General features: G+C 56.1%; 19 protein-coding genes and 1 other annotated feature. Of the genes, 17 read left to right on the top strand and 2 right to left on the bottom strand.

Annotated elements, in window-relative coordinates; translation table 11 throughout:
• Positions 1-32: 32 nt before the first annotated feature.
• Positions 33-3,065 (bottom strand): efflux RND transporter permease subunit, encoded by a 3,033-nt coding sequence (locus tag JJB07_RS10555; RefSeq protein ID WP_201634760.1) that lies wholly within the window; start codon positions 3,063-3,065, stop codon positions 33-35.
• A gap of 284 nt (positions 3,066-3,349) precedes the next feature.
• On the opposite strand from JJB07_RS10555, the gene JJB07_RS10550 reads away from it, so the two are divergent.
• The 9 genes from JJB07_RS10550 (at position 3,350) to JJB07_RS10510 (ending at position 12,650) form a co-directional block, all read left to right on the top strand.
• Positions 3,350-3,673: a PadR family transcriptional regulator gene (locus JJB07_RS10550; protein WP_201634758.1), complete on the top strand. Its 324-nt coding sequence runs from the start codon at positions 3,350-3,352 to the stop codon at positions 3,671-3,673.
• On the top strand, positions 3,666-4,229 hold the full coding sequence (locus tag JJB07_RS10545) for a DUF1700 domain-containing protein (RefSeq protein ID WP_201634756.1): 564 nt from the start codon (positions 3,666-3,668) through the stop codon (positions 4,227-4,229). The genes JJB07_RS10550 and JJB07_RS10545 overlap by 8 nt, the downstream gene beginning before the upstream one ends.
• Positions 4,219-5,076: a DUF4097 family beta strand repeat-containing protein gene (locus JJB07_RS10540; protein ID WP_201634754.1), complete on the top strand. Its 858-nt coding sequence runs from the start codon at positions 4,219-4,221 to the stop codon at positions 5,074-5,076. The genes JJB07_RS10545 and JJB07_RS10540 overlap by 11 nt, the downstream gene beginning before the upstream one ends.
• A 136-nt stretch (positions 5,077-5,212) precedes the next feature.
• Positions 5,213-7,243, top strand: coding sequence for a LysM peptidoglycan-binding domain-containing protein (locus JJB07_RS24400; protein WP_201634752.1), 2,031 nt, complete (start codon positions 5,213-5,215; stop codon positions 7,241-7,243).
• A gap of 99 nt (positions 7,244-7,342) precedes the next feature.
• Complete coding sequence (locus JJB07_RS10530) at positions 7,343-8,344, top strand: protein kinase family protein (protein ID WP_201634750.1); 1,002 nt, start codon at positions 7,343-7,345, stop codon at positions 8,342-8,344.
• A 34-nt stretch (positions 8,345-8,378) separates the two neighbouring features.
• A complete protein-coding gene (locus JJB07_RS10525) occupies positions 8,379-9,452 on the top strand; it encodes a mannose-1-phosphate guanylyltransferase (RefSeq protein ID WP_201634748.1) in 1,074 nt (357 codons plus the stop codon).
• A gap of 15 nt (positions 9,453-9,467) precedes the next feature.
• On the top strand, positions 9,468-10,859 hold the full coding sequence (locus tag JJB07_RS10520; protein ID WP_201634746.1) for a CotS family spore coat protein: 1,392 nt from the start codon (positions 9,468-9,470) through the stop codon (positions 10,857-10,859).
• Between the two features lie 159 nt (positions 10,860-11,018).
• Complete coding sequence (locus tag JJB07_RS10515) at positions 11,019-11,960, top strand: phosphodiester glycosidase family protein (protein ID WP_236588037.1); 942 nt, start codon at positions 11,019-11,021, stop codon at positions 11,958-11,960.
• A 12-nt stretch (positions 11,961-11,972) separates the two neighbouring features.
• Positions 11,973-12,650: a hypothetical protein gene (locus tag JJB07_RS10510; RefSeq protein ID WP_201634742.1), complete on the top strand. Its 678-nt coding sequence runs from the start codon at positions 11,973-11,975 to the stop codon at positions 12,648-12,650.
• Positions 12,651-12,720: 70 nt separating this feature from the next.
• Here JJB07_RS10510 and JJB07_RS10505 read toward each other — a convergent pair whose 3' ends face one another.
• Positions 12,721-12,873 carry a hypothetical protein gene (locus tag JJB07_RS10505; RefSeq protein ID WP_201635590.1) on the bottom strand — a complete coding sequence of 51 codons (153 nt, stop codon included), beginning with the start codon at positions 12,871-12,873 and terminating at the stop codon, positions 12,721-12,723.
• Between the two features lie 135 nt (positions 12,874-13,008).
• Here JJB07_RS10505 and JJB07_RS10500 point away from each other — a divergent pair, with 135 nt between their 5' ends.
• From JJB07_RS10500 to JJB07_RS10465, 8 genes are all read left to right on the top strand, one after another.
• Positions 13,009-14,148 carry a phosphohexomutase domain-containing protein gene (locus tag JJB07_RS10500; RefSeq protein ID WP_201634739.1) on the top strand — a complete coding sequence of 380 codons (1,140 nt, stop codon included), beginning with the start codon at positions 13,009-13,011 and terminating at the stop codon, positions 14,146-14,148.
• Positions 14,149-14,226: 78 nt separating this feature from the next.
• Positions 14,227-14,364, top strand: a complete 138-nt coding sequence (locus tag JJB07_RS10495) for a hypothetical protein (RefSeq protein WP_201634737.1) — start codon at positions 14,227-14,229, stop codon at positions 14,362-14,364.
• Positions 14,365-14,375: 11 nt separating this feature from the next.
• Positions 14,376-15,569, top strand: coding sequence for an ABC transporter permease (locus JJB07_RS10490; protein WP_201634735.1), 1,194 nt, complete (start codon positions 14,376-14,378; stop codon positions 15,567-15,569).
• A gap of 20 nt (positions 15,570-15,589) precedes the next feature.
• Positions 15,590-16,279 (top strand): ABC transporter ATP-binding protein, encoded by a 690-nt coding sequence (locus JJB07_RS10485; protein WP_347338339.1) that lies wholly within the window; start codon positions 15,590-15,592, stop codon positions 16,277-16,279.
• Positions 16,264-16,785, top strand: a complete 522-nt coding sequence (locus JJB07_RS10480; RefSeq protein WP_201634733.1) for a hypothetical protein — start codon at positions 16,264-16,266, stop codon at positions 16,783-16,785. Before JJB07_RS10485 ends, JJB07_RS10480 begins: the two co-directional genes overlap by 16 nt.
• A gap of 218 nt (positions 16,786-17,003) precedes the next feature.
• Entirely contained in the window at positions 17,004-17,534 is a 531-nt protein-coding gene (locus JJB07_RS10475) for a cysteine hydrolase family protein (RefSeq protein ID WP_201634731.1), read from the top strand.
• 75 nt (positions 17,535-17,609) lie between these two features.
• Positions 17,610-17,858 (top strand) — a binding site (T-box leader).
• A gap of 57 nt (positions 17,859-17,915) precedes the next feature.
• Entirely contained in the window at positions 17,916-20,579 is a 2,664-nt protein-coding gene (locus JJB07_RS10470) for a valine--tRNA ligase (protein ID WP_201634729.1), read from the top strand.
• The gene (locus tag JJB07_RS10465) at positions 20,579-22,012 is read left to right on the top strand and encodes a bifunctional folylpolyglutamate synthase/dihydrofolate synthase (RefSeq protein WP_201634727.1); all 1,434 of its coding nucleotides are present in this window, start codon (positions 20,579-20,581) and stop codon (positions 22,010-22,012) included. Before JJB07_RS10470 ends, JJB07_RS10465 begins: the two co-directional genes overlap by 1 nt.
• The last annotated feature ends 121 nt before the right edge of the window (positions 22,013-22,133 follow it).

The raw sequence follows: 22,133 nt of genomic DNA, 5'->3' as shown, positions 1-22,133 counted from the left end.
GCACCGAGCCGCTTGCGGCCGGTGCTTTTTTCTTAGGCTTGCACAGTTTTCAAGTTTGCTTTCCCGGTGCGTTCTGCCTTCACCTGTTTGCGGTGCAGGATTTCGAACATGATCGGGACGATGAACAGGGTGAGGAAGGTCGAGGAGATCAAACCACCCATAACGACGACAGCCAGACCTTGCGAGATGACCATCGAAGAGCCAAAGCCGATGGTGAGCGGCAAGATCGCGCACATCGTGGCGATTGCGGTCATCAAGATCGGACGCAGACGAACGCCGCCCGCCGAGATCAGTGCATCGCGAATCGATTCGCCCTTGGCCATCTGCTGTTTCGCACGGTCGAGGAGGACGATTGCGTTGGTGACGACGATCCCGATCAGCATCAGGAAGCCGATCATACTCGGCAGCGAGATCGGTTGACCGGAGAGCTTGATGCCAAGCAGAGAACCGATCAAAGCGAACGGGATGGAGAACAGAATCGCAAACGGTGCTTTGCCTTCTGCGAAGGTGACGACCAGTACGATGTAGACGGCACCGATTGCGATCAGGAACGCCATGATCATGTCTTTGATCATGTCGGCGATCTGTTGGTTGGAGCCGCCCAGCGAGTAGGAAGCGCCGTCTTCGAGTTGGACGGTTTTCAGAGCGTCCTTGATCGCAGAAGAGGTGCTGGATTTGTCTTCGCCGAGGATGCCGGCGGAGACGGAAGCGTATTCGTTGCCGTTGAGCAATTGCAGAGCGCCCGGTTGGTCCACTTCATTGACATCGGCGATGTCTTTGATTTTGAACACTTTGCCTGTCGCATCCATCAGTTCGAGGTTTGCGATGGCGTCGAGGTTGGTGATGCCGTTGCTCGGTTTGAGTTGCATGTACAGGTCTTCTTGGGCATTGTCTGTCGTGATCGTGCCGACTTTGGAATCGGTCAGATACGGGTTGATCATCTGATACGCTTGGCCGGAGGTCATGCCATGCGCGAGTGCATCGTCATGGCGGACTTTGACTTCGACGCCCTTGATGCCTTCTTGCAGGTTGTTCTTGACGTTTTCGGTGCCTTCGATACCTTTGACGACTTCGGTGATTTTCTCAGCCGCTTTTTTGATCGAGTCTTTGGTCGGGCCGTTTACGACGATTTGTACGTCGGCACCGTTGGCAGCGTTCGGGATTTGGTACAGTTCAAGCGTGGTGAAGTCGCGGTTCACTTTCAGGTCTTGTTTCTTCTCATCGATAAACTTCACGATGTCGGTGCCGTTCTTGAGCAGAACCATCCAGTTCGCGACGTTGGTGACACTTGCTTCCTTGCCGTTGCCTTTCGGAGCGCCGACGGTCAACTGCGAAGTTTCAACGCGAGAGTCTGCGCGGAGTTTTTCGTCAATGCTCTTGGAGAACGATTGGATTTCTGCCAATTCCGTGCCGCGCGGCAGGGTGAGGGTCAGGCCGACGACTTTGTTCTGCTCAGACGGCAGGAACGTGAAGCCGGCGGTCATCGCCAGCGGAGCCGAGCCAACCAGCAGCACGAGTGCGGCGAGCAGAACGGTTTTTTTGTGGTTCAGGGACCATTGCAGAGCTTTTTTGTAACGAACGGCCAGACCGCCTTCGTGCTCGTCATGGGAAGCGGAGCCGAATTTCTTCATCATCAGGTACGAAAGCATCGGGACCACGGTGACGGAGACGAGGAGGGAAGCGATCAAGCAGAACACGACGGTCAGCGCGAACGGGCCGAAGACGATCCCGATCATACCGGACACGGCACCCAGCGGTGCGAAGACCGCGACGGTCGTAAGCGTCGAGGAGGTGATCGCTTTGACAACTTCCTTGATCGAATCGACGATCAAGTCGAAGCTCATCGGTTCTTTTTGCAGGCGGCGCATGATGTTCTCGATGACGACGATGGAGTCGTCGACGACGCGGCCGGTTGCGACGATCATCCCGGCGAGCGACATGAGGTTCAGCGCGATGTGGAACTGTTGAAGCAAGATCAGAGTGATCAAGATCGACAGCGGGATCGAAACGACGGAGATGATCGTGGCGCGGAAGTTGCGCAGGAACAAGAGAATCAACAGCGCTGCGAACACAGCACCGAGGCCGCCTTCACGGACCATCGAGAACACCGATTCCGAAACTTGTTCGGAAGAGTCCCAGATGACTTTCATTTCGACTTTGTCGTACTTCGCCATCTCGTCTTTGAGCGCTTGCACGACTTCGACGGTGTTGGCGTCTGCGTTTTTCATTAGCGAGATCGCGATGCCGGACTTGTCGCCGACGGTGGTGATCGTTTCGGCGGAGGTGATGTTTTGTACGTTTGCCACGTCTTTGAGCTTGAGGTTCGGACGCAGCGTCAGGTTGGAGATGTCATCGAGAGACGCGAGGGCACCGTTGAGCGTGACGGTTTCGTCCATTTTGTTCAACGTGAGCTGCCCAAGCGGTGCGTTGACGTTCTGAGCTTGCAGGAGTTGCTGAACTTGCTGGTAGGTGACTTTCTGGTCCTTCAACTTCTCCGGGTCGACCGCGATGACGATCTTGGAGTTGTTGAGACCCTGTGCATCTACGGCTGCGACGCCGGAGACCGACTTCATCGCCGGGAGGACGTGGTCGACGACTTCCTTTTCGAAGTCTTCCATAGAGACGCCGTCCTTGGGAACCAGCGACGAGAAGAGGATCGGCACGGTGTTGGAACCGCCCTTGATGATGTTCGGAGCCTGCGCCGTAGACGGCAGTTTAACGGATGCGACGGCTTCTTCGACTTTGGTCTTCTTGAGTTCGCGGTCAACGCCGAGGTCGAACTCCAGACGGATGAAGGAAACCGAGTCCGAAGTGCTCGAAGTGAGCTTTTGAACACCTTCTACATTATTGAGCGCTCTCTCGAGCGGCTTGGTCACGGAATTGAGGGCTTCTTGCGCAGAAGCACCCGGCCAGACCACGTTGACGTAGATCGCTGCCGGCGATACGTCCGGCATCATCTCTTGGTTGAGCTTGGACGTGGAGAATACCCCTCCCACGATGATCAGCAACACCAAGATAAACACGACGATCGGGTTGCGCAATGAGAAACGTGTTAAATGGGTCACTACCTAGTTCACTCCTTCTCTCATAACTAATTTAGGTAGACAAGTCTGATTAACAAGATGCCCTGTTTGTATTTCTACTTTCGGTTGAGCCTTTCCTTCTGCGATGTAAAAATTTCTTCTTTTTTGTCGAATTCTTAGGTTCACCTCATTTCTGGTTCAAAAAAGGTACCGGAATTTTTTTCGTACAGTACCTTTCATTGCAAGGTAGCTGGTGTTATAATAAACCACAAGGAGTGCATTTGACAAGTAAATCGTCTCACAGAAAGGAGAGTTGATTAGAGAACATGGAAAATATACAATTTAAAAAGGGCGTGCTTGAGTTGTGTGTTCTCGTTTTAGTCGGGGGAGAAGACCTCTACGGCTATGAACTGGTGAACAGCATCTCCAAGTACATCGAAATTTCCGAGGGAACGATCTATCCTCTCTTGCGTCGGCTTACGAAGGAAGGCTACTTCACGACATACTTGGTGGAATCGCAAGAAGGTCCGCCGCGCAAATATTATCGTTTGACCGAGGGTGGCAAACGCTACCGGGATGAACTGATACGAGAGTGGGACGACTTCGTGGGTCGCGTAAATTCCATTGTGCGAGGGGAACGCCATGACTAAGGATACTTTTCTGAAAACGCTGGAAGCTGAATTGAAAGGTCTGGATCGCGAAGAACGCGAGGAAATCCTCGCCGAATACCGGGAACACTTCGCGATGGCTCTGGCAGACGGCCGCGACGAAGCGGGCATCGCCCTCTCGCTTGGCAACCCGAAAGCGCTCGCCAAAGAGATTCGGGCGACGACGTTGATCGAGCAAGTGCAACACGAGGTTTCCTTTACGAAACTGTTCCACGCGATCTTCGTGGCGGCAGGCCTTGGACTGGTCAATCTGCTGATCTTGGCGGGGCCGTTCTTCGGATTGCTTGGCGGCTTGGCTGGGCTGTACGCGGCGGCAGGCGCGTTGATTCTCTCCCCGTTGGTCGCTCTCTATATGAATGGCGTGCCGACGAGCGGAGCTGACTGGCTCCAACTGGTGTTTGCGTTGGTGATGACGGTCGTCGGTTGGTATATGGGCCGCGGGTTGATCTGGCTCACGAAATGGATGTACAGATGGTTTGTCAAATACTTGGCTTACAATGTGAAGCTTGTAAAGGGGAAGGGTATCTATGAAGCGTAAGACAGCAATGTGGATGATGGGACTGGCAATGATCGTGATGGCGGGAGGTCTGACGGGGTGCGACGCGGGCGTGTTCCAAGGCAAACAAGCGCCGATCTCCCAAGAGAAGTCGTTTGACGGCAAAGACATCCAAAACATCTCGATCGAATCGCACTCGATCGACGTGCATCTGATTCCGTCAGACGGGGACAAGATCGTCGCCACGGTCAAAGGCACGCTCAGCGAGAACGCCAAGGACGATGACAAAGCGGAATTGTTGAACGCTTCCGTTAACGGGTCGCAACTGGTGATCGTCTCCAAGATCCCGACTTCCTTCATGGATTACAAGGGCGGTTCGATAAAACTGGACGTACAAGTGCCGAAGAAAATGTACGAAGGCATCAAAGTCGAAGAGCATTCCGGCGACATCGAAATGGATGCGTTCCAAGCCAAGAAGTTTACGGTGGACACCTCCTCCGGCGACGTTGTTGTGCATGGCTTCCAAGGGGACGATTTCAACCTGACCGCGCATTCCGGCAACATGACGTTGGATCAAATGACCGGCAAAGGCACGATCTTGACTCATTCCGGTGACGTAAAAGTCTCGATGGCAGAGGTCAAAAAGGACATCTCCATCGAAACGCACTCCGGCAACACGGCGCTCTATCTGCCGGAAGCGTCGGTGTTCCGTCTCGATTCCGTCACGAAATCGGCCGACAGCGTGAAGCTGAACTTCCCGCTCTCTTCGCAAAAAAAGGACGGCGACGATCACGTGATTGCGGCGGCGAACAACGCCACGGACAGCGCACCGTTGGTCAAAATCGATTCCTCCTCCGGCAACTTGGAACTCGGCAAGTCGTCTAACTAAACTTTTTTCTTCTACAACTAACAAGATGTGCTCGGGACGATCCCGGGCACATCTTTTTTTGTCACATGGGGTCATATGGGTACAGGCAGTTTCATAGATATGAACGTGACGTTAGTGAACGAAGGAGGGACTGCGAGTGGCGGAAGCAGAAAACAAACCGTCGATTCGGATTCATGTTGACCAGCAGGTCACGATAGAAGGCGTGCGCGGCCATGAGGAAGTAGAAGACGAGACGGTTGCAACGGAGATTACGGGGTTTGATGTAGAAGACGATCTGTATGTGTTGCGCGGTGCGCTTTCGTTCAGCGGATTTTTCCGCCAAGAAGACGAGGGCGACGTGCCGCTGCCGGATGCGTTTGAAGATCGAGATGTGTTCGATGCCGGGGCGGACGTGCCGGAAGCGCCGGTCTTGCCGTTCCATCATCGTTTGCCTTTCTTGCTGCAAGTGCCGGTGACGGCGCAGGAAGTTCACCAACGCGAGTCCGGCTCGCTGTACGTGAATCCCAAGATCGGGCAATGGAACGTCCATGTGCTGGGCGAAGACACCATCCACCTGCGCGCGGAGTTGGTCTTGCAAGGACTGTCCGGTCAGGAGGGCTATGTGTTCCGTTGCGGCACACAGGAAGAGGGAGTCAAGCCCGCTTCCAGCCTCGACAACCTGCTCGAACAGGAGGAGTCGCGCACACTCGTGCCGCCTGCCGTGTCGGATGACGAGGAGTTCGACGCTCCGTTTGACAACGCGTGGGCATCGAATTATCGCCAAAGCCTCGATGTGGTCGAAGAGCCGGCATCCGAAGATGATTGGCTGATCGAGTCCCCCGCACCGGATGCCCATACGGCAGAAGCGGAGTACGACGCCGATCGTCATGAGGACGAGGAGCAAGCCGAAGAAGATGAGGAAGACGTGATTCTGTTCACGCCGGACCCGCGACTTGTGTTCCCGATGCCGGATGCAGAGACCGACTGGGCGAAAGAGCTGAACGCGGTGGAGCAGGCGTTCCCGAACGGGTTGCCGCTTCAAGAACAGGATCTGTTCAACCAAGCACAGGCGATGTTCGAGCAGGCGCAGCGCCAGTATCCGGAATTGCAAAATGTCGACTTCGCGGAAGCTTCTCGTGAAGTGATGGAGCACTTGCAAGTCTCGAACTTCGAAGATTTGCAACGGAGCCTCTTCGAACAAGCTCAGTCGCCTTACGCCAATCAATTCCTCAATCCATACGCGGACCCCGATCAAAACCATGCGTACGAAGCGGATCAATATCGTGAAGTGTACGACCGCGCGTTCGATCAATACAGCAAGTTCCAAGGCTCAAGACCGCAAGAAGAAGTGCCGTCGTCGTCCGGAACTCCGTCCTCTTCTTCGTCGGGAGGCGCAACGGCCGATGCGTACCACGAAGCTTACAATCGCATCGTCTCAAGCCACGGCACTCCGAGCCCGTATGATGAGGATGCAGACGCATTCGTCGTCGAGGACGCTCGCACCGAGCAATTGACGGAGTTGGAAGATACATTCGATGCTCCGGAGCCGTTTGAAGCGCAGGAGGAAGAAACGGAACGCCCGGTCCTCGAAGTCGTGGAGGAAACGGTAGAAGCAACGTATGAGTTCGAAGACGAAGTTCCCCCGCAAGAAATCATCGCCGCCGCTCCCGAAGTGGTCGAGCCGCACGTCAAGCAAAGCGGCCCGAAACTGTCGGTCGGCAGCAAGTCGTTGATTTCGGAGAGCACGGGCAACTCGCTCAAACTCTCGTCCCTGCTCGGCGACTCCCGTACCCAACCGGAAGCACCCGAAGTCGTGGACGCAGGCTACACCGAATCGGCGCAACTGACCCGTGAGAGCAACACGCTTGGCTCCATCGTGTCGAACAACGGTGCGAACTCTTCGAATAAAATCGAGTCGTCCGATTCCATCGTCTCGAACAACGGTGGCAACATCGCAGCACCCCTGTACACGCCGCAGGACGCCCACGATTCTGTCTGGGGCAACTTCCTGCGTCAAAAAGAAACCAAGACCACGCTGAAATTCCGCATCGTTCACGAGCAAGACTCGCTGCATGAACTCGCGGAACAATACAACACCACGCCTTCCGACTTGCAACGGGCCAACCGCCTGACACGCCAAGAAGTGGAGACCGGTCAAGTCCTCTACATCCCCACGAAACGCCGTTAACGAAAAAACAGGCCGGACACTCCGTTGTCCCGCCTGTTTTTTCGTCTACTCGTTGGTACAAACGCATAGGCTTACAGCAAGAAAAGGGAGGGGAGACGTATGGACAGTGCGCAAGTAGACGTGATCCTGGAAAGTGTTCTACCCCGATATGGCATGAGTGTCCGAGGGATCATGCCGCTCAACCCCCAGACCGTCCTGGTGGACAGCGACCGCGGCGTCAAACGCCTGCGTATCGATACGGACGAAAACGTGGTCAAACGCCGGCACGCCCTCTGGGAACATCTCGCCAAAAACGGATTCCGCCGCATCCCGCGACACATCCGTTCCCTCTACGGCGAATCGTGGATTGGGGCGGGCGAGCAAATTTTCACCCTCGCCGACGATTGGGAAGGCCGGACGCCGGACGTATTCCCACTCGACATGCGAATCGTCGGGCGCAACCTCGCGAATCTGCACCAAGCGTGCCGAGGCTTGCAACTGCCTGAGGATGTCGCGTTGCCCAAGCGTCACGGAACCTGGTTGCAACGCTTCACCCAAGCGGGCCACGAACTTGAGCAACGGCACGGGCAATGGAGCGAACATCGCCAACGCAACACGCTGCAAGACTCCTTTCTCGAACACTACAGCTGGATCTCCGAACAGATCGCCCGCGCCGTCGAGGGATTAACGGCAGGCAAGTACGAGGAATCGGCCCGCCGTGCCGAGCAAGAAGCCGAGTTCGCCGTGGGCGACTACCGACTGAGCGATCTGCGCATTTCGATGGAGGGTCGAGTGGCCACGATGCACATCGACGATGCGATTGCCGATTTGCCGCTCTACGATGTGGCAAAATTCGCGCACGGTCTGATTGAAAAAGGCGAAGACGACATGGCGCGCCTGTTTGTGGATTCCTATGCCGAGACGGGGCAACTCAGCGAGCAGGACATCGTCGTCCTCGACGCGTACATGACGTTCCCGCACTCCGCATACCGTCACATCTCGCAATATTCGCGCTTCAAAAAAAGCGCCGACGTCTTCGCCGAGCGGCTGGAACAGGCGGTGATCCAAGGGCAGACGCGCCGACCGATTCTCTACGGCGCCGACAGCATCACATGGTCCTAAGCGGTTCAAGGAGTGCGAAAGGAGGGACACCCACATGCTGTATGCCGTGATCTTGGCTGGTGGAGTGGGGAGTCGATTCTGGCCCAAGAGCTCCTCGGCCAACCCGAAGCAGTTCTTGCAAATCTTCGGCGACAAAAGCCTCCTGCAAACCACGGCCCAACGTGTTCGTCCGCTGATTCGTCAAGATTGCATCTACGTGGTGACCAACGACCGCTACTACGACAAAATCCAAGAGCAATTGCCCGACCTGCCGTCCGACAACTTGATCATCGAACCGGAGGCCCGAGAGACAGCGGCCGGGATTGGACTCGCCGCAATCAAACTCGCCCGGCGCGACCCTGAAGCGGTGATGGCCGTTCTGCCGTCCGACCACTTCATCGGCTCCGAGCAAGACTTTCGCCGTTGCATGTCTTGGGCGGCCGAGTTCGCCCGCAATCACAAAATGCTGGTCACATTCGGCATTCGTCCCACAGAGCCCAAGACGGGATACGGCTACATCAAGATGGACCGCTTGCTCGTCAACGACAACGGACGCCGCTCGTACCATGTTGCAGAATTCACGGAGAAGCCGGACTTCGACCGTGCGCTGCGCTTCCTGCAATCCGGCAAATACCTCTGGAACTCCGGCATGTTCGTGTGGAAGGTGCAGACGATCTTGCAAGCGTACCGCAAGCACATGCCGGAGATGTATCAACAGCTCTCATTTATCTATGATCATCTGGGTACGCCGGAGGAGCGCGACGTCATTCGGGAAACGTACGGCAAGTTGGAAAAACTCTCCGTCGACTACGCGATTATGGAAAAAGCGCCGAACGTCGCGGTCATCCCCGCCGACTTCGCGTGGGACGACGTCGGGTCTTGGCGTTCGGTGGAGCGGTTCTTGCAACAAGACAACTCCGGCAACATCGTCAACGGCTTGCATGTGGGCATCGACACCCGCAAGTGCATCATCGAGAGCGAAGACCTGCTGATCGCGACCATCGGCGTGCGCGACTTGTTGATCGTGCAATCAGATCGCTCGATCCTCGTCGCCGACAAAGAGCGCGACCAAGAGATCAAAGACCTGGTCCGCCGCATCGAGAAGCGCGACCTGCGCGAGTTTTTATAAGGGGGAGTGTGACCGATGGGGAAACGAAAAGACGAAAAAGAATTGCAAGAAACGTTTGACCAGATCGGCGGAGATGCGGAAGTCCTGCGCGAGTGGGATCTCTCGGTGGAAAAAATCCGCCAAGTGCGCGGCGTCCTGAAACTGTACACGTCGTCCGGTCCGCGCATGTTGAAAAAAGTCAACGTCAGCGACGCCCGCCTGCGCTTCATCCATGAATCGCTGGAGCACCTCTACCTGAGCGGCCTGACCAGCGTCCCGCGCTTCATCCGCACCAAATACGGCGATCCGTACGTCGTTCATCCGACCGGCTTGTACTACCTGACGAACTGGATGCCGGGCAAGGAAGCCGATCTCAAGAAAACGAAAAACCTCTTTCTTGCAGCCGAAACGCTCGCTCGCTTTCACAACGCAGGCACAGGCTTTGAAGGCGGCGGCTTTGGGCAAGAGACGCGCGAGGACTTCTCCGCACTCTGGGGCAAGTACCGCGCCAAACTGGCCAGCTACGACGAACACTTGGAAGAACGGCGAGACCAGACGATCATGGACAACGCCTATGTCGACCACCGCAAGGAACTGCTCAAGATGATCGACCACGCCGTCGAGCAGTTGAACGACACCCCGTACGGTGCCGTACTGGAATGGGCCCGAGAACACAAGACGATCTGCCACGGCTCCTACTCCCGCCAGAACTTGATCGTCGACAAAGAACGTATGTCGGTCGTCGACCTCGACCACTGCCATTTCGGGCATCCGATTCAAGACCTTGGCGCGATGCTCTCTCGCTACATGCCGCGCTTCGGATGGGACGCGGAGATTGGCTTCTCGATCCTCGACGTCTATCGTGAAGTTCGCGAAATCACCAAGGAAGAAATGACCGTGCTCGCCGCGTACCTCTCCTTCCCGTCGCGCACGCTGCAAGTGGTCGAAGCTTACTTCGAACGCACCCGCGATTGGGAAGTCGAGCGCTTCACCAAAAACTTCCGCAAGTCGCTGGCGCTCGACCGCGGCCGCGAAACCTTTGTGCAAGACCTCATCGACCGCTACAACTTGACGATGGAAGCGCCGTCCTTTGCGCCGCAGCTCGACGACGTGGGCTCCTACGACCTCGAAGACGACGAATCCTCTTCTGTGGAAGCGCGTCATGACGGTTGGGAAGAGAACCAAGGAAACGAGCACGACGAAGAGAGCGGCCCGATTTCTGTGCAAGTGGAGAACCAAGAGGTCGACGTCACACTCGCCCGCTTTGAGGACGATGACGAGTTGATCGAGGAGTCCGGGCAACGAATCACGCATGTCGCGCATGCCCGCCAAGCTCGCCCGAAAACCAAACGCGCCCAAGCGGACGTCCAACCGCGCCGCCGTCCGAACACAGGAGGCCCGACCGGTCCGTGGACGCCGGGACGCTGACGTTTCAGAAAAAAACCACCGAATGGCAGATTCGGTGGTTTTCGTCATAATTCGATAAAATGTAGCTTCTTGTAAACACTTCCCCCTTGCTCTCTCGCATCTCTGTCTCGTAAAGTAGTAGAGATAGAGTTTAGGAGTAGGGAGACGAAAACCGTGCGCATGAAGAAATGGCTCAAACGAATGGCAATCCTCGGCGGATTGTTTGTATACCTGATCGTTTCCAGCGTACTCTTGGTCTTCTACGGACCGTTTGAACATCTCCGTTCGATGGTCGTCGGGTCGATTTTGACATCCCGACACCCGCAGTACGCGGAGTATTTTTTGTCGCAAGAGAAGTTGAAACAATACCAGCCGCTCGCGATGGACGTAGCGGCGAACGGAGACGCAGGTGCGCTGAACAACTACAGCGACATCACTGACGATTCCATCGAAGTGCTCCCGATTGATGAGAAATTGTTCACCGGCAAATTAATGATCGTCAAAGACCCGAAGCGTCTGCACGTTGAAGTTACGCAACACCTGAACGATGTCGGCGAACTCGTCAGCGACATGGCAGACCGCGTAAACGCCGTCGCAGCGGTCAACGCCGGCGGCTTTTTGGATGTGGCAGGTCATGGCACCGGCGGCATCCCGCTTGGCTTGACGATTACGCACGGCAAAACCATCGTGCAGCCGACCAACGACCCGATCATCGGATTCAACCGTGACGGTGCGCTGGTGATCGGCAAATACAATAAGGAAGACATTCCGTCGCTCAACCTCGTCGAGGCGGTTTCGTTCGGGCCGCAACTGGTGAACAAGGGACAAGGCATGATTACCAGCGGCGATGGAGGCTGGGGCCGTTCCGCTCGTTCGGCGATTGGACAGCGCAGTGACGGAGCTGTGCTGCTGCTCGTCGTCCAAGGGCGCGGCACAGGCGGTATCGGAGCGACGTTGAAAGACCTCGAGGAAACCATGCTTCAAAACGGTGCCGAGACGGCTGCGAACCTCGACGGCGGTTTCTCGGCGGAGATGTGGCAAGACAACAACTTGATCGTGCCGCCGTCGAATCCACTGGGCGAGCGTCCGGTGGCCACGGCGTTCGTCGTGAGCAAACACTGAGGAGGAGAGAGAATGAAATCGTGGAAAAAATACCTGCTGCTCTTCACCTCAGTGGTTCTGTTGCAACTGACAGGCTTCTATGTGTTGGAAGACTACTTGTCTCCGCAAACCGAGTCGGAGAATTTCTCAGCCATCGCCGTCGCCAAAACTTCCACGCCGATTGAAGAGCATCTGCAACCGCCGGATACGGCGTTGCTCTATGACATAGACTCCAAAGGCAAGACGATGGCGGTCTTCAACAACCACTCGCAAGTTGTGATCACCAACCAGAAGCACCAAACGCTCGGCGTGTTCGACTTGGAGGGAACGAAGTACCTCCAATGGATGGACCAAGGCAAGACGCTGTTCTACCTCGCCGACCACTGGGGCAAGTACACATTTGGCGTCTACAAAGTCGCAGAGAAAACGCTCGTCCCGCTCTACGATCTGACATCGGGCTACGACATTCGCATCGAGCAATTGTTCAAATCGTCCTACTCGCAGTCGATCAACTTCCTGTACACACAGGACGGCCAACTGACGCTCGGCTTCTACGAGTCGATCTTCGGCTTCAAATCCTACACGCTGTATGGGATCGAACCTGAAAAGACCACGTTTGACGAGAAACAGAACATTCTCACGATCCAAGACAAGTCCGGCGAGGTCTATCACTTCCAAAACGGACACCCTGTGACCACCACGACCCCGTAGTTCATAAAAAAACACCATTCGCGCCGAACGCGGGTGGTGTTTTTTTTCGTTGCCGGTGTTTCAATCACTGTCAAGTCCCGAGGAACATCGTCATCAACACGAGGAACAGCAGCAAGAGGACCAAGATGTCGAGCACGTTCGGGAAAAACAGTGCGCGCAAGAAGATGATCCCAATGGCGGTACACAGCAAAACTTTGACAATGCGCAACAGATAGTAGTACACAGCGGCACCCCCGTTCGACAGCATTCATGGGTTGATTCACAGTATCCTATGAACGTGCCCGCTTCTGCGTGACAACGGCCTATCCTCCTGCATAGTCTGTTGGAAAGAAAGAATTGCAGAAGAGGGGATGACAGCATGGAAATCGTCTTTGGACCGGAGGGCTGGCGTGGGAGGATGGCAGATGCGCTCACGATCCCAAACGTGCGGATCGTCTCCCAAGCGCTCGCCGACGATCTCTTGGAGCGACAAGCGGAGGAGCAGGGCGTGGTGATCGGATACGACACACGGTTTTTGTCTGACACGTTCGCACGTGTTTGCGCCCAAGTTCTCGCCGCCAACGGCGTCTCCGTCTACTTGCTCGACGATCCGACGCCGACGGCCCTTCTGTCGTTTGCCGTGCGCTACCACGGAGCTGCCGTCGGCGTGATGGTCTCGGGCGGCCATCGTGCGCCGGAATGGAACGGTCTCGCGTGGAAAGGCCCGCACGCAGGCCCGATCATGACCAGCGAACTGAAGTACCTCGCCGCCAAAGTGGGCAAAACGCCGCCGCGCACGATGGAATTCGAGCAAGCTCTCGAGCAAGAACGGGTTCGCTACGCCAATTGTGACGAGCCGTACGTCCATCATCTGCTTCGTCTGCTCTCCCTCTCCGCACGAAAAAAGCGTCGTCTCCACATTGTCGTCGACGCGATGCACGGCGCAGGCGGCGCTTTGCTTGCGACTGCGTTCGAGGAATTGGGCAGTGATGTCACGAAGATGCGCATGCGTCACGATCCGCTGTTTGGCGGAATCATGCCCGATCCGACGGTCGACGAGTACCTGATTCCCTTGCAGGAAAAAGTCGTGGAGTCCGGGGCGAGCTTCGGGTTGGCCGTTTCCGGAGACGGTGCCCGGATCGCGGCGGTTGATGAGAAGGGACGGGTCGTGAGCGGCCAGGACCTTTTTTCGTTGGTGGCGTTGCATCTGTTGCGCGAGCGCGGGTGGGCAGGGAGTCTGGTGAAAACATCGGAGGTCTCGAAAAAAATCGAGAAGCTCGGCAATCGCTTCGACCAGCGGGTGCGCGAAGTGGGGAAGGGCTTCAAAAAAGTACAGGACCGTGTCCAACGCGAAGATGTGCTGATTGCGGGCGAAGGCAACGGCAGTCTGATCATCCCCCGCCACATGCCGGAGCGGGACGGCGCGTTCGTGGGTGTGCTTTTGTTGGAGCATCTCTTGTGGACGGAGAAGGGTTTGCGAGAGGCTTTGGATGAAATGGAAAACATTGTGGAATACTAGACGTTACATGCCAAGGGTTGCATGCCCTTGGTCTTTTTATTATGATCAAAACTGACGCAAGAGAGCGAGGGAACGTAGATGTTGGACGGCATCGAGATCTTCTTCAATCTGTTGTGGCTGTTTCTGTTGGGTTTTGGAGCGTGGATGACAGTCAAAATTCTGCGCAAACCGGACCCGTTTGACGAGGGGACGGCTGTCGTGGAAGACGAGGAATAGGGGGACTTGCCATGATGCAACGCGTCCGCTGGGCGTGGGGGAATCTGTGGCGCAAACCGCTGCGGAGCTCTCTCTTGGTGGCAAGTACAGCGATCACCGCCGCGATCCTGTTCCTGAGCTACTTTTTCCTCCTGAGCGTCGACAAAAGCCTCACCGCAAGCGAGGCGAGATTCGGGGCTGACGTGATGGTCGTACCGAAAAGCTACAGCGCAGTCGCCGAGCAAGTGATGATCTCCGGCGACGTGTCCCCGTTTTACATGTCGAGTTCCGTGTTGGACAAGCTCCGCCGGATTCCCGAAGTGAAGCAAGTGTCGCCGCAGTTGTTTTTGGCGACGTACTCGGGCGTGTGTTGTCAGATTCAAGGAGACTTCTCCGTCGTTGCGTTCGACCCTGGAAGCGACTTCACGCTCAAAGGGTTCGTGAGTGAAGTGGGACGGTCGCTTACGCCGGATTCGATCTTGATCGGGAGCGAGGCGGGCGGCAAGAACGCGATTGCGGAGATGCGGTACAAGACGTATCACGAGCGATTGAATCTGTTCGGTCATGAATTTGAAGTTGCGCAAGTGTTGTTCCCGACCGGAACGGGGGCGGACAGGACGATTTTCATGTCCTTGGACACAGCGCGGACGCTCGATGTAAAAGCTCCCCAAGACAGTATTTCTGTCGCGCTGGTCAAGACATCGCCCGGCGACGAGGAATATGTGAAACGTCAAATTGAGCGGACGATGCCGGAAGTCGCGGCGGTGACCGGCACGAAGATTCGCGAAACGATCAACCGTCAGTTGCGGCCGATGCGCTTGCTCTCGTATGCGATGATTGGCGTCGTGTTGATGATGGCGGCGTTGCAAGCGATGACGCTTTTTTCGGCGCTGGTTCAGGAGCGAATGCGAGAAATTGGCATGTTCCGCGCGGTCGGGGCCGGAAAGTGGGCGGTGTATCGTTTGATGCTGACCGAAGCCGGGCTCGCTGCGTTCGTCGGCGGCGGGGTGGGGGTGTTTTTGGTGGCGACGACGTTGTTTGACAACCAGTCGTTGATGCTCAAGGCCTTCGCGTTGCCGCTGGTCTTCCCGACGTTTGGCTCGGTGGCGGGGTTGGCTCTGCTGGCGTTGGCTGTGACCGTGGGGATCTCGATGCTGGCGGCTTCCTTGCCAACTCGTCAGATTCTGCGGCGCAATCCCTATGATGCGATCCGAGAGGGGGAGTAGTTCTGATCGAGTTGCTCGGTGTGACGAAATCCTATCAAGGACCGCTCGGGGATGCGAAAGTTCCGTATTCGGAGCGAAAACGGCAGATTCAAGCACTCGCCGGGATCGACCTGCGCATTGAGCGCGGGGATTTTGTGGCGATCATGGGCCCGTCGGGGAGCGGCAAATCAACGTTGCTCTCGATTGTCGGGCTGTTAAGCCAGCCGTCGGAGGGGGCTGTTTTTTTCGACGGTCAAGATGTGACGCAGTTGCGCGAGCGGGAGCGGACGCAACTGCGGGCGGAGCGAGTGGGGTTTGTGTTTCAGTTCCCAAGCCTCGTGAACACGTTGAATGTCAGGGAGAACGTTTTGCTGCCCAAGATGTTGCGAGGAAGGATCACGAAGTCCGACCGCACGCGGGCGGATTCGCTTTTGGCACAAGTTGGGTTGGCAGACCGGGGAGAAGACCGTTCGTACACGTTAAGTGGAGGAGAGCAACGGCGTGTGGCACTGGCCCGCGCCTTGATCGGCGACCCGCCTCTGGTGCTCGCCGATGAGCCGACCGGAGCGCTTGACGAGACGACGGCGGAAGAGATGATGGGCTTGTTCAGCCGCTTGCAAACGGCGGGCAAGACGGTGGTCATGGTGACGCACGATCGCAGTTTGACGCGGTTTGCGAACCGCACCGTGAAGATACAGTCTGGAGTGATTGATCGATGTTCAACGAATTGAATTGGAAACGAATTTTGACGGTAGCAGGGGTTCTGGGGGTCGTGTCGGGGATTATCCCGATGTTCTTCACGCCGGACTTGCTCCTGTCGACGCTGCCGGTCGCGATGATGTTCGCGATCTACTTCATCGTACAGAAAGTCACGAACCGCCGCTTTACGCACGGCATTATCGGGTCGGTGCTGTCTGCGCTGATTTCGTATGTGGTGTATTTCATCTACGTCTACGCAAAACTCGGTGCATCGGAAGGGACGACCGCGTTGAAAAATGCGCTGGTTCAACTTCCGATGCTCGTCGTGATCATCTCCGTATTCGGGACGTTCATTTTCACCAAAACCCATGAATGGACAGAGAAAAAACGCGGAGAGCTCGACGCCAAAGTCGCAGCGAAAAAAGCGAACGAATCCAAGGCACAGGTCAAAGACAAGCATTCCAAAGTCGACAAACCGTATGTCGCGCACGCAACGACCAAGAAATACCGCAACACGAAGAAGAAAAAGAAAAAGTAAAGGAAAGACCGTCGCGGCCGGAGGATGCTGAGACGGTCTTTTTTATTTGTGTGTACTATGGTACTCTACAGTAGTCAGATAAATCGCGCGGAAGGAAGTGGTGGAGATGTACAACCAACAGAACCTGAACTCCAAGAATGAGGGCGTTCGTTTCTGATTCAGCTCACCGGGAACCGAATGCCCCTGTCGTAGTCGAAAACAAGAGAGGGGATTCGTTCATGACGAACCAAACCGCAGTACTCGTAATTGACGCGCAAGTAGGATTAGTAGAAGGACCCAAAGAAATGTATCGCAAGGAAGCCACATTGGAGCGCATCCAATCTGTGCTGACGAAGGCACGCACCGCTCAACTGCCCGTTCTCTACGTCCAAGACGACGATGTCGCCCCCATCAACACACCGGAATGGGAGATCCACCCCGCTGTGGCACCGATCGACGGCGAACCGTCCGTGCGTAAAAAGGCCACGGACGCTTTTTACATGACGGATTTGCATCAAAAATTGTCTGAACTCGGCGTGAACCACCTGATCATCATGGGCTTCAAAACGGAATACTGCATCGATTCCGCTTGCCGCCGTGCAACCACGCTCGGCTATCGCGTGACGCTCGTGAAGGACGCGCACTCCACAACGGACAACGCCGTTCTCACCGCCGAGCAAATTGTCGCCCATCACAACTGCAATTTACACGGCTTGGACAATCTAGAGCAGTACATCCTCGTCGTCCCTGCCGACGAAATTCAATTTTGATCTAAATTCTGTTAAAAAACAGTAGCACCTCTCGACCCGTTTCGTGTATACTATGTATCAAATCAAGCCAAACTACATGTGACTGTGATGGGAAAGAGTAGAGACTGGAAACTTTCAGAGAGGGTGGTTGACCCGCTGCGAGGCCGCCTAAGTGAAATGTCTTGAACGTCGTCCCGGAGTCGTTGCCCTGAACATCCCCGCTTGTGGCGCGGGATCACTAAGGGTGACCGGTGAATCCGTTATCTTCATTTGAGTGCGCCTCTGCTTTTTCTACGAGGCGAACCAAGGTGGTACCGCGGAAGTCACGTCTCTTCCGTCCTTGCTGACGCTACATGCGTCCGAGGACGGAAGGGACTTTTTTATTTTGAGGAGGTCTTCAACATGGAAGAAAAAAACATCCCGAAAATTTACGACCCCAAAGCAGTAGAAACCAAGCTCCACGATTGGTGGCTTGAGAACAACCTGTTCAAAGCGAGTGAAGACAAGCAAGCGCCGACGTACTCCATCGTCATCCCGCCGCCGAACGTCACCGGCAACTTGCACATGGGCCACGCGCTGAACTTGTCCATCCAAGACTCGCTCGTTCGCCGCAAGCGCATGCAAGGCTTCGACACCCTCTGGCTGCCGGGGACCGACCATGCCGGCATCGCGACCCAATCCAAAGTTGAGAAAAAACTGCGCGACGAGCAAGGCCTCTCCCGCTACGATCTCGGCCGCGAGAAGTTCCTCGAAAAAGTCTGGGAATGGAAGGACGAATACGCCGACACCATCCACAAGCAATGGTCGAAACTCGGCATCTCCGTCGACTACTCCCGCGAGCGCTTCACCCTCGACGAAGGTCTCTCCAAAGCGGTTCGCACCGTTTTCGTCAAACTCTACGAAAAAGGCCTGATCTACCGCGGCAACCGCATCATTAACTGGGACCCGGCACAGCGCACCGCGCTTTCTGATATCGAAGTTATCTACCAAGATGTACAAGGGGCTCTCTACCACCTGCAATACCCGCTCACGGACGGAAGCGGCCACATCACCGTCGCCACCACCCGTCCGGAAACGATGCTCGGCGATACCGCCGTCGCCGTTCACCCGGAAGACGAGCGCTATCAACACATGATCGGCAAGACCCTGCTCCTCCCGATCATGAACCGCGAAATTCCGATCATCGCCGACGAATATGTAGACAAAGAATTCGGCTCCGGCGTTGTCAAAATTACTCCGGCACACGACCCGAACGACTTCGAAGTCGGTCTCCGTCATGACCTGCCGCAGATCAACGTCATGGACGAATCCGGCACCCTGAACGAAAACGCCGGCCCGTACCAAGGCCTCGACCGTGCAGATGCTCGTAAAAAAATCGTCAAAGACCTCCAAGACATGGGCGTCCTGATCAAAATTGAAGAACACCTGCACTCCGTCGGGCACTCCGAGCGTTCCGGCGCCGTGGTTGAACCGTACCTCTCCACCCAATGGTTCGTCAAAATGCAACCGCTCGCAGATGCTGCGATTCAAGCACAAAAGGACGAAAAAACGGCCGTCAACTTCGTGCCGGAGCGTTTCGAACGCACCTACCTGCACTGGATCGAAAACATCCGCGACTGGTGTATCTCTCGCCAACTCTGGTGGGGTCACCGCATCCCGGCTTGGTATTGCGAATGCGGCGAGACCGTCGTTTCGATGGACGAAGTCACCGCTTGCCCGAAGTGCGGCTCGCACAACCTCAAGCAAGACGAAGACGTTCTCGACACTTGGTTCTCCTCCGGTCTCTGGCCGTTCTCCACGATGGGTTGGCCGGAACAAACCGAAGACCTCAAGCGCTACTACCCGACCGATGTACTGGTTACGGCGTATGACATCATCTTCTTCTGGGTGGCGCGCATGATCTTCACCGCGCTGGAGTTCACCGAAGAGAAACCGTTCACCGACGTGCTCATCCACGGTCTGATCCGTGATCCGGAAGGGCGCAAGATGTCCAAGTCGCTTGGCAACGGGATCGATCCGCTCGAAGTTATCGAGAAGTACGGCACCGACGCGATGCGCTTCATGCTCTTGACCGGTCTGTCGCCGGGCAACGACATGCGTTTCAACTGGGAGCGCGTCGAGATGGGCCGCAATTTCGCGAACAAGATCTGGAACGCATCGCGCTTCGTGATGATGAACCTCGACGAGTCGTTCACCTACGAAGGCATCAACGAGAACTCCAAACTCGGCATCGCTGAAAAATGGATTCTGCACCGCCTGAACGAGACGGCTCGCGAAGTAAATGAGCGCATGGACAACAACTACGACATCGGCGGCGCCGGCACTGCGCTGTATGAGTTCCTCTGGAACGAATACTGCGACTGGTACATCGAGTTGGCAAAAATGCCGCTCAACGGCGAAGACGAAGCGGCGAAGAACACCACGAAAAACGTTCTCGTCTACGTCCTCGACCAAGCGCTGCGCCTCCTGCATCCGTTCATGCCGTTCCTGACCGAAGAGATCTGGCAGCACCTGCCGTCCACGCAAGCGGGCACGTCGATCATGACCGCGAAGTACCCGGAATTCACCGAGCAACTCGCAGACTCTACTTCTGAGCGCGAAATGTCTCTCTTCATTGATATCATTCGTTCGATCCGCAACACCCGCGCCGAGTTGAACGTTCCGATGTCCCGCAAAATCACGTTGCTGATCAAAGCGAAGGACGCAGCCACCGAAGAAATTCTCAAGCGCGGCGAGTCCTACCTCGTTCGCTTCTGCAACCCGGAAAGCCTGACGATCGGCACAGACCTCACCGCGCCGGAGAAAGCAGTCTCCAACGTAGTGACGGGGGCTGAGCTGTTCCTGCCGCTCCAAGGTCTCATCGACATCGACGCTGAGATTTCTCGTCTGGAAAAAGAGTCCAAGAAGTTGGACGGCGAAGTCGAGCGCATCGAGAAGAAACTCAACAACCAAGGCTTCGTAGCCAAAGCTCCGGCTGAAGTCATCGATGCCGAGAAAGCAAAACTCACCGACTATGCGGAGAAGCGTGAGAAGGTCAATGCTCGTATCGCGGAGCTGCGCGGCTAATGAACGCCGGCAATTCAAAGCTCAAAACTACATCGGCTTCACAACTGCCTCAAGCGCCTCAACCTTCTCCAGCGTTTCAAGATCGGGAGAGCGTCTCCTCGATCTTGAAGTGGATTCACGGATTTGACCGTTTCGACGGACGCAAGGGGATCAAGCCGGGGCTTGAGCGCATGGACGCGATGCTCGAACACCTGGGCAACCCGCACCGTAACATGAAATTCCTGCACGTGGCCGGTACAAACGGCAAAGGTTCGACCTGTGCGTATCTGGCCTCGATCTTGGAAGAGGCCGGATACCGGGTCGGGCTGTTTACGTCGCCGTACCTGACATCGTTTCACGACCGGATGTCGGTCGGGGGCTTGAACATCACCGACGAGGAACTGATCGAGATGGTCAACCTCCTGCGCCCTGCGGTCGAGTCTGTCTCGGAAACGGTACATGGAAGACCGACGGAGTTTGAAGTGGTGACGGCGCTTTCGATCTTGCACTATTCGCGAGCAGGAGTCGACGCTGTGGTGTGGGAGACCGGGCTTGGCGGACGATTGGATTCAACCAATGTCGTAACGCCGATTCTGTCTCTCATCACCAACGTCGGACGCGATCACCAAGCGATACTCGGTGAGACGCTGGAACAGATCGCGGCGGAGAAGGCGGGGATTATCAAGCAAGGGGTCCCCGTTTTGACGACGGCGGATGAACCGGCACTCTCTGTCATCTTACGCACCGCGCGGGAAAAAAGCGCACCGGCATTTCATGCGGGTCGCGACTTTTCCACGGACGGTCGCCGCGTGTTCGGGCTCGAAGGCCAGACATTTGACTGGGCGGAAACCGGTTCTGCGACCGTGGACGCTGCGCCCGATACGGGCAGCGTCGCTTTTTCCGAACTGCAAATTGGATTGCTTGGGCCTCATCAGGCAGTGAACGCTTCACTCGCCGTGGCGGCGGTTGTTCAGCTGAACTCCATGGGCTGGAACATTTCGGAGGAGGCACTGCGCCGAGGGCTTCTGCGCACGCGATGGGCGGGTCGATTCGAAGTGATCTCTCACGATCCGCTGACCATCCTCGACGGCGCACACAATCCGGAGGGTGCCGCGGTCTTGGCGAAGACGATCACTGAGCTGTTGCCGAATCGGCGCTTGACGGTCGTGTTCGGCATCCTCGCCGACAAAGCCATTCCTGAGGTGTTGGCACCCGTCCTCGCACACGCCACGCACGTTCTCGTTACCCGAGCAGACGTGCCGCGCGCGGCGAATCCCGAAGATGTGGCACGCGTCGTTCGCGAGATTGCGCCAAACTTGCCCTGCGAAGTCTGCGACTCCATCCCGAATTCGTTGGATCGCGCTCGTGAATTGACGTCCGAGGGACAGGCTGATGCCATCCTCTACACGGGGTCGCTGTACACGATCTCCGAAGTGCGTCAACATTTGTTGTAAGTCAACACACACCAAGAGAACCCGCACTGTGAATCAGTGGCGGGTTCTTTTTTCTGTCAGCTAACAGTAAATTCAAACACATATCCTGCAATGATAAGTCTACATTGTTTTCCAGTTCGAT

The organism is Tumebacillus amylolyticus (assembly GCF_016722965.1).
GTDB classification, from domain to species: Bacteria; Bacillota; Bacilli; order Tumebacillales; family Tumebacillaceae; genus Tumebacillus; species Tumebacillus amylolyticus.
This window is presented reverse-complemented; position numbering and strand designations above follow the sequence as displayed.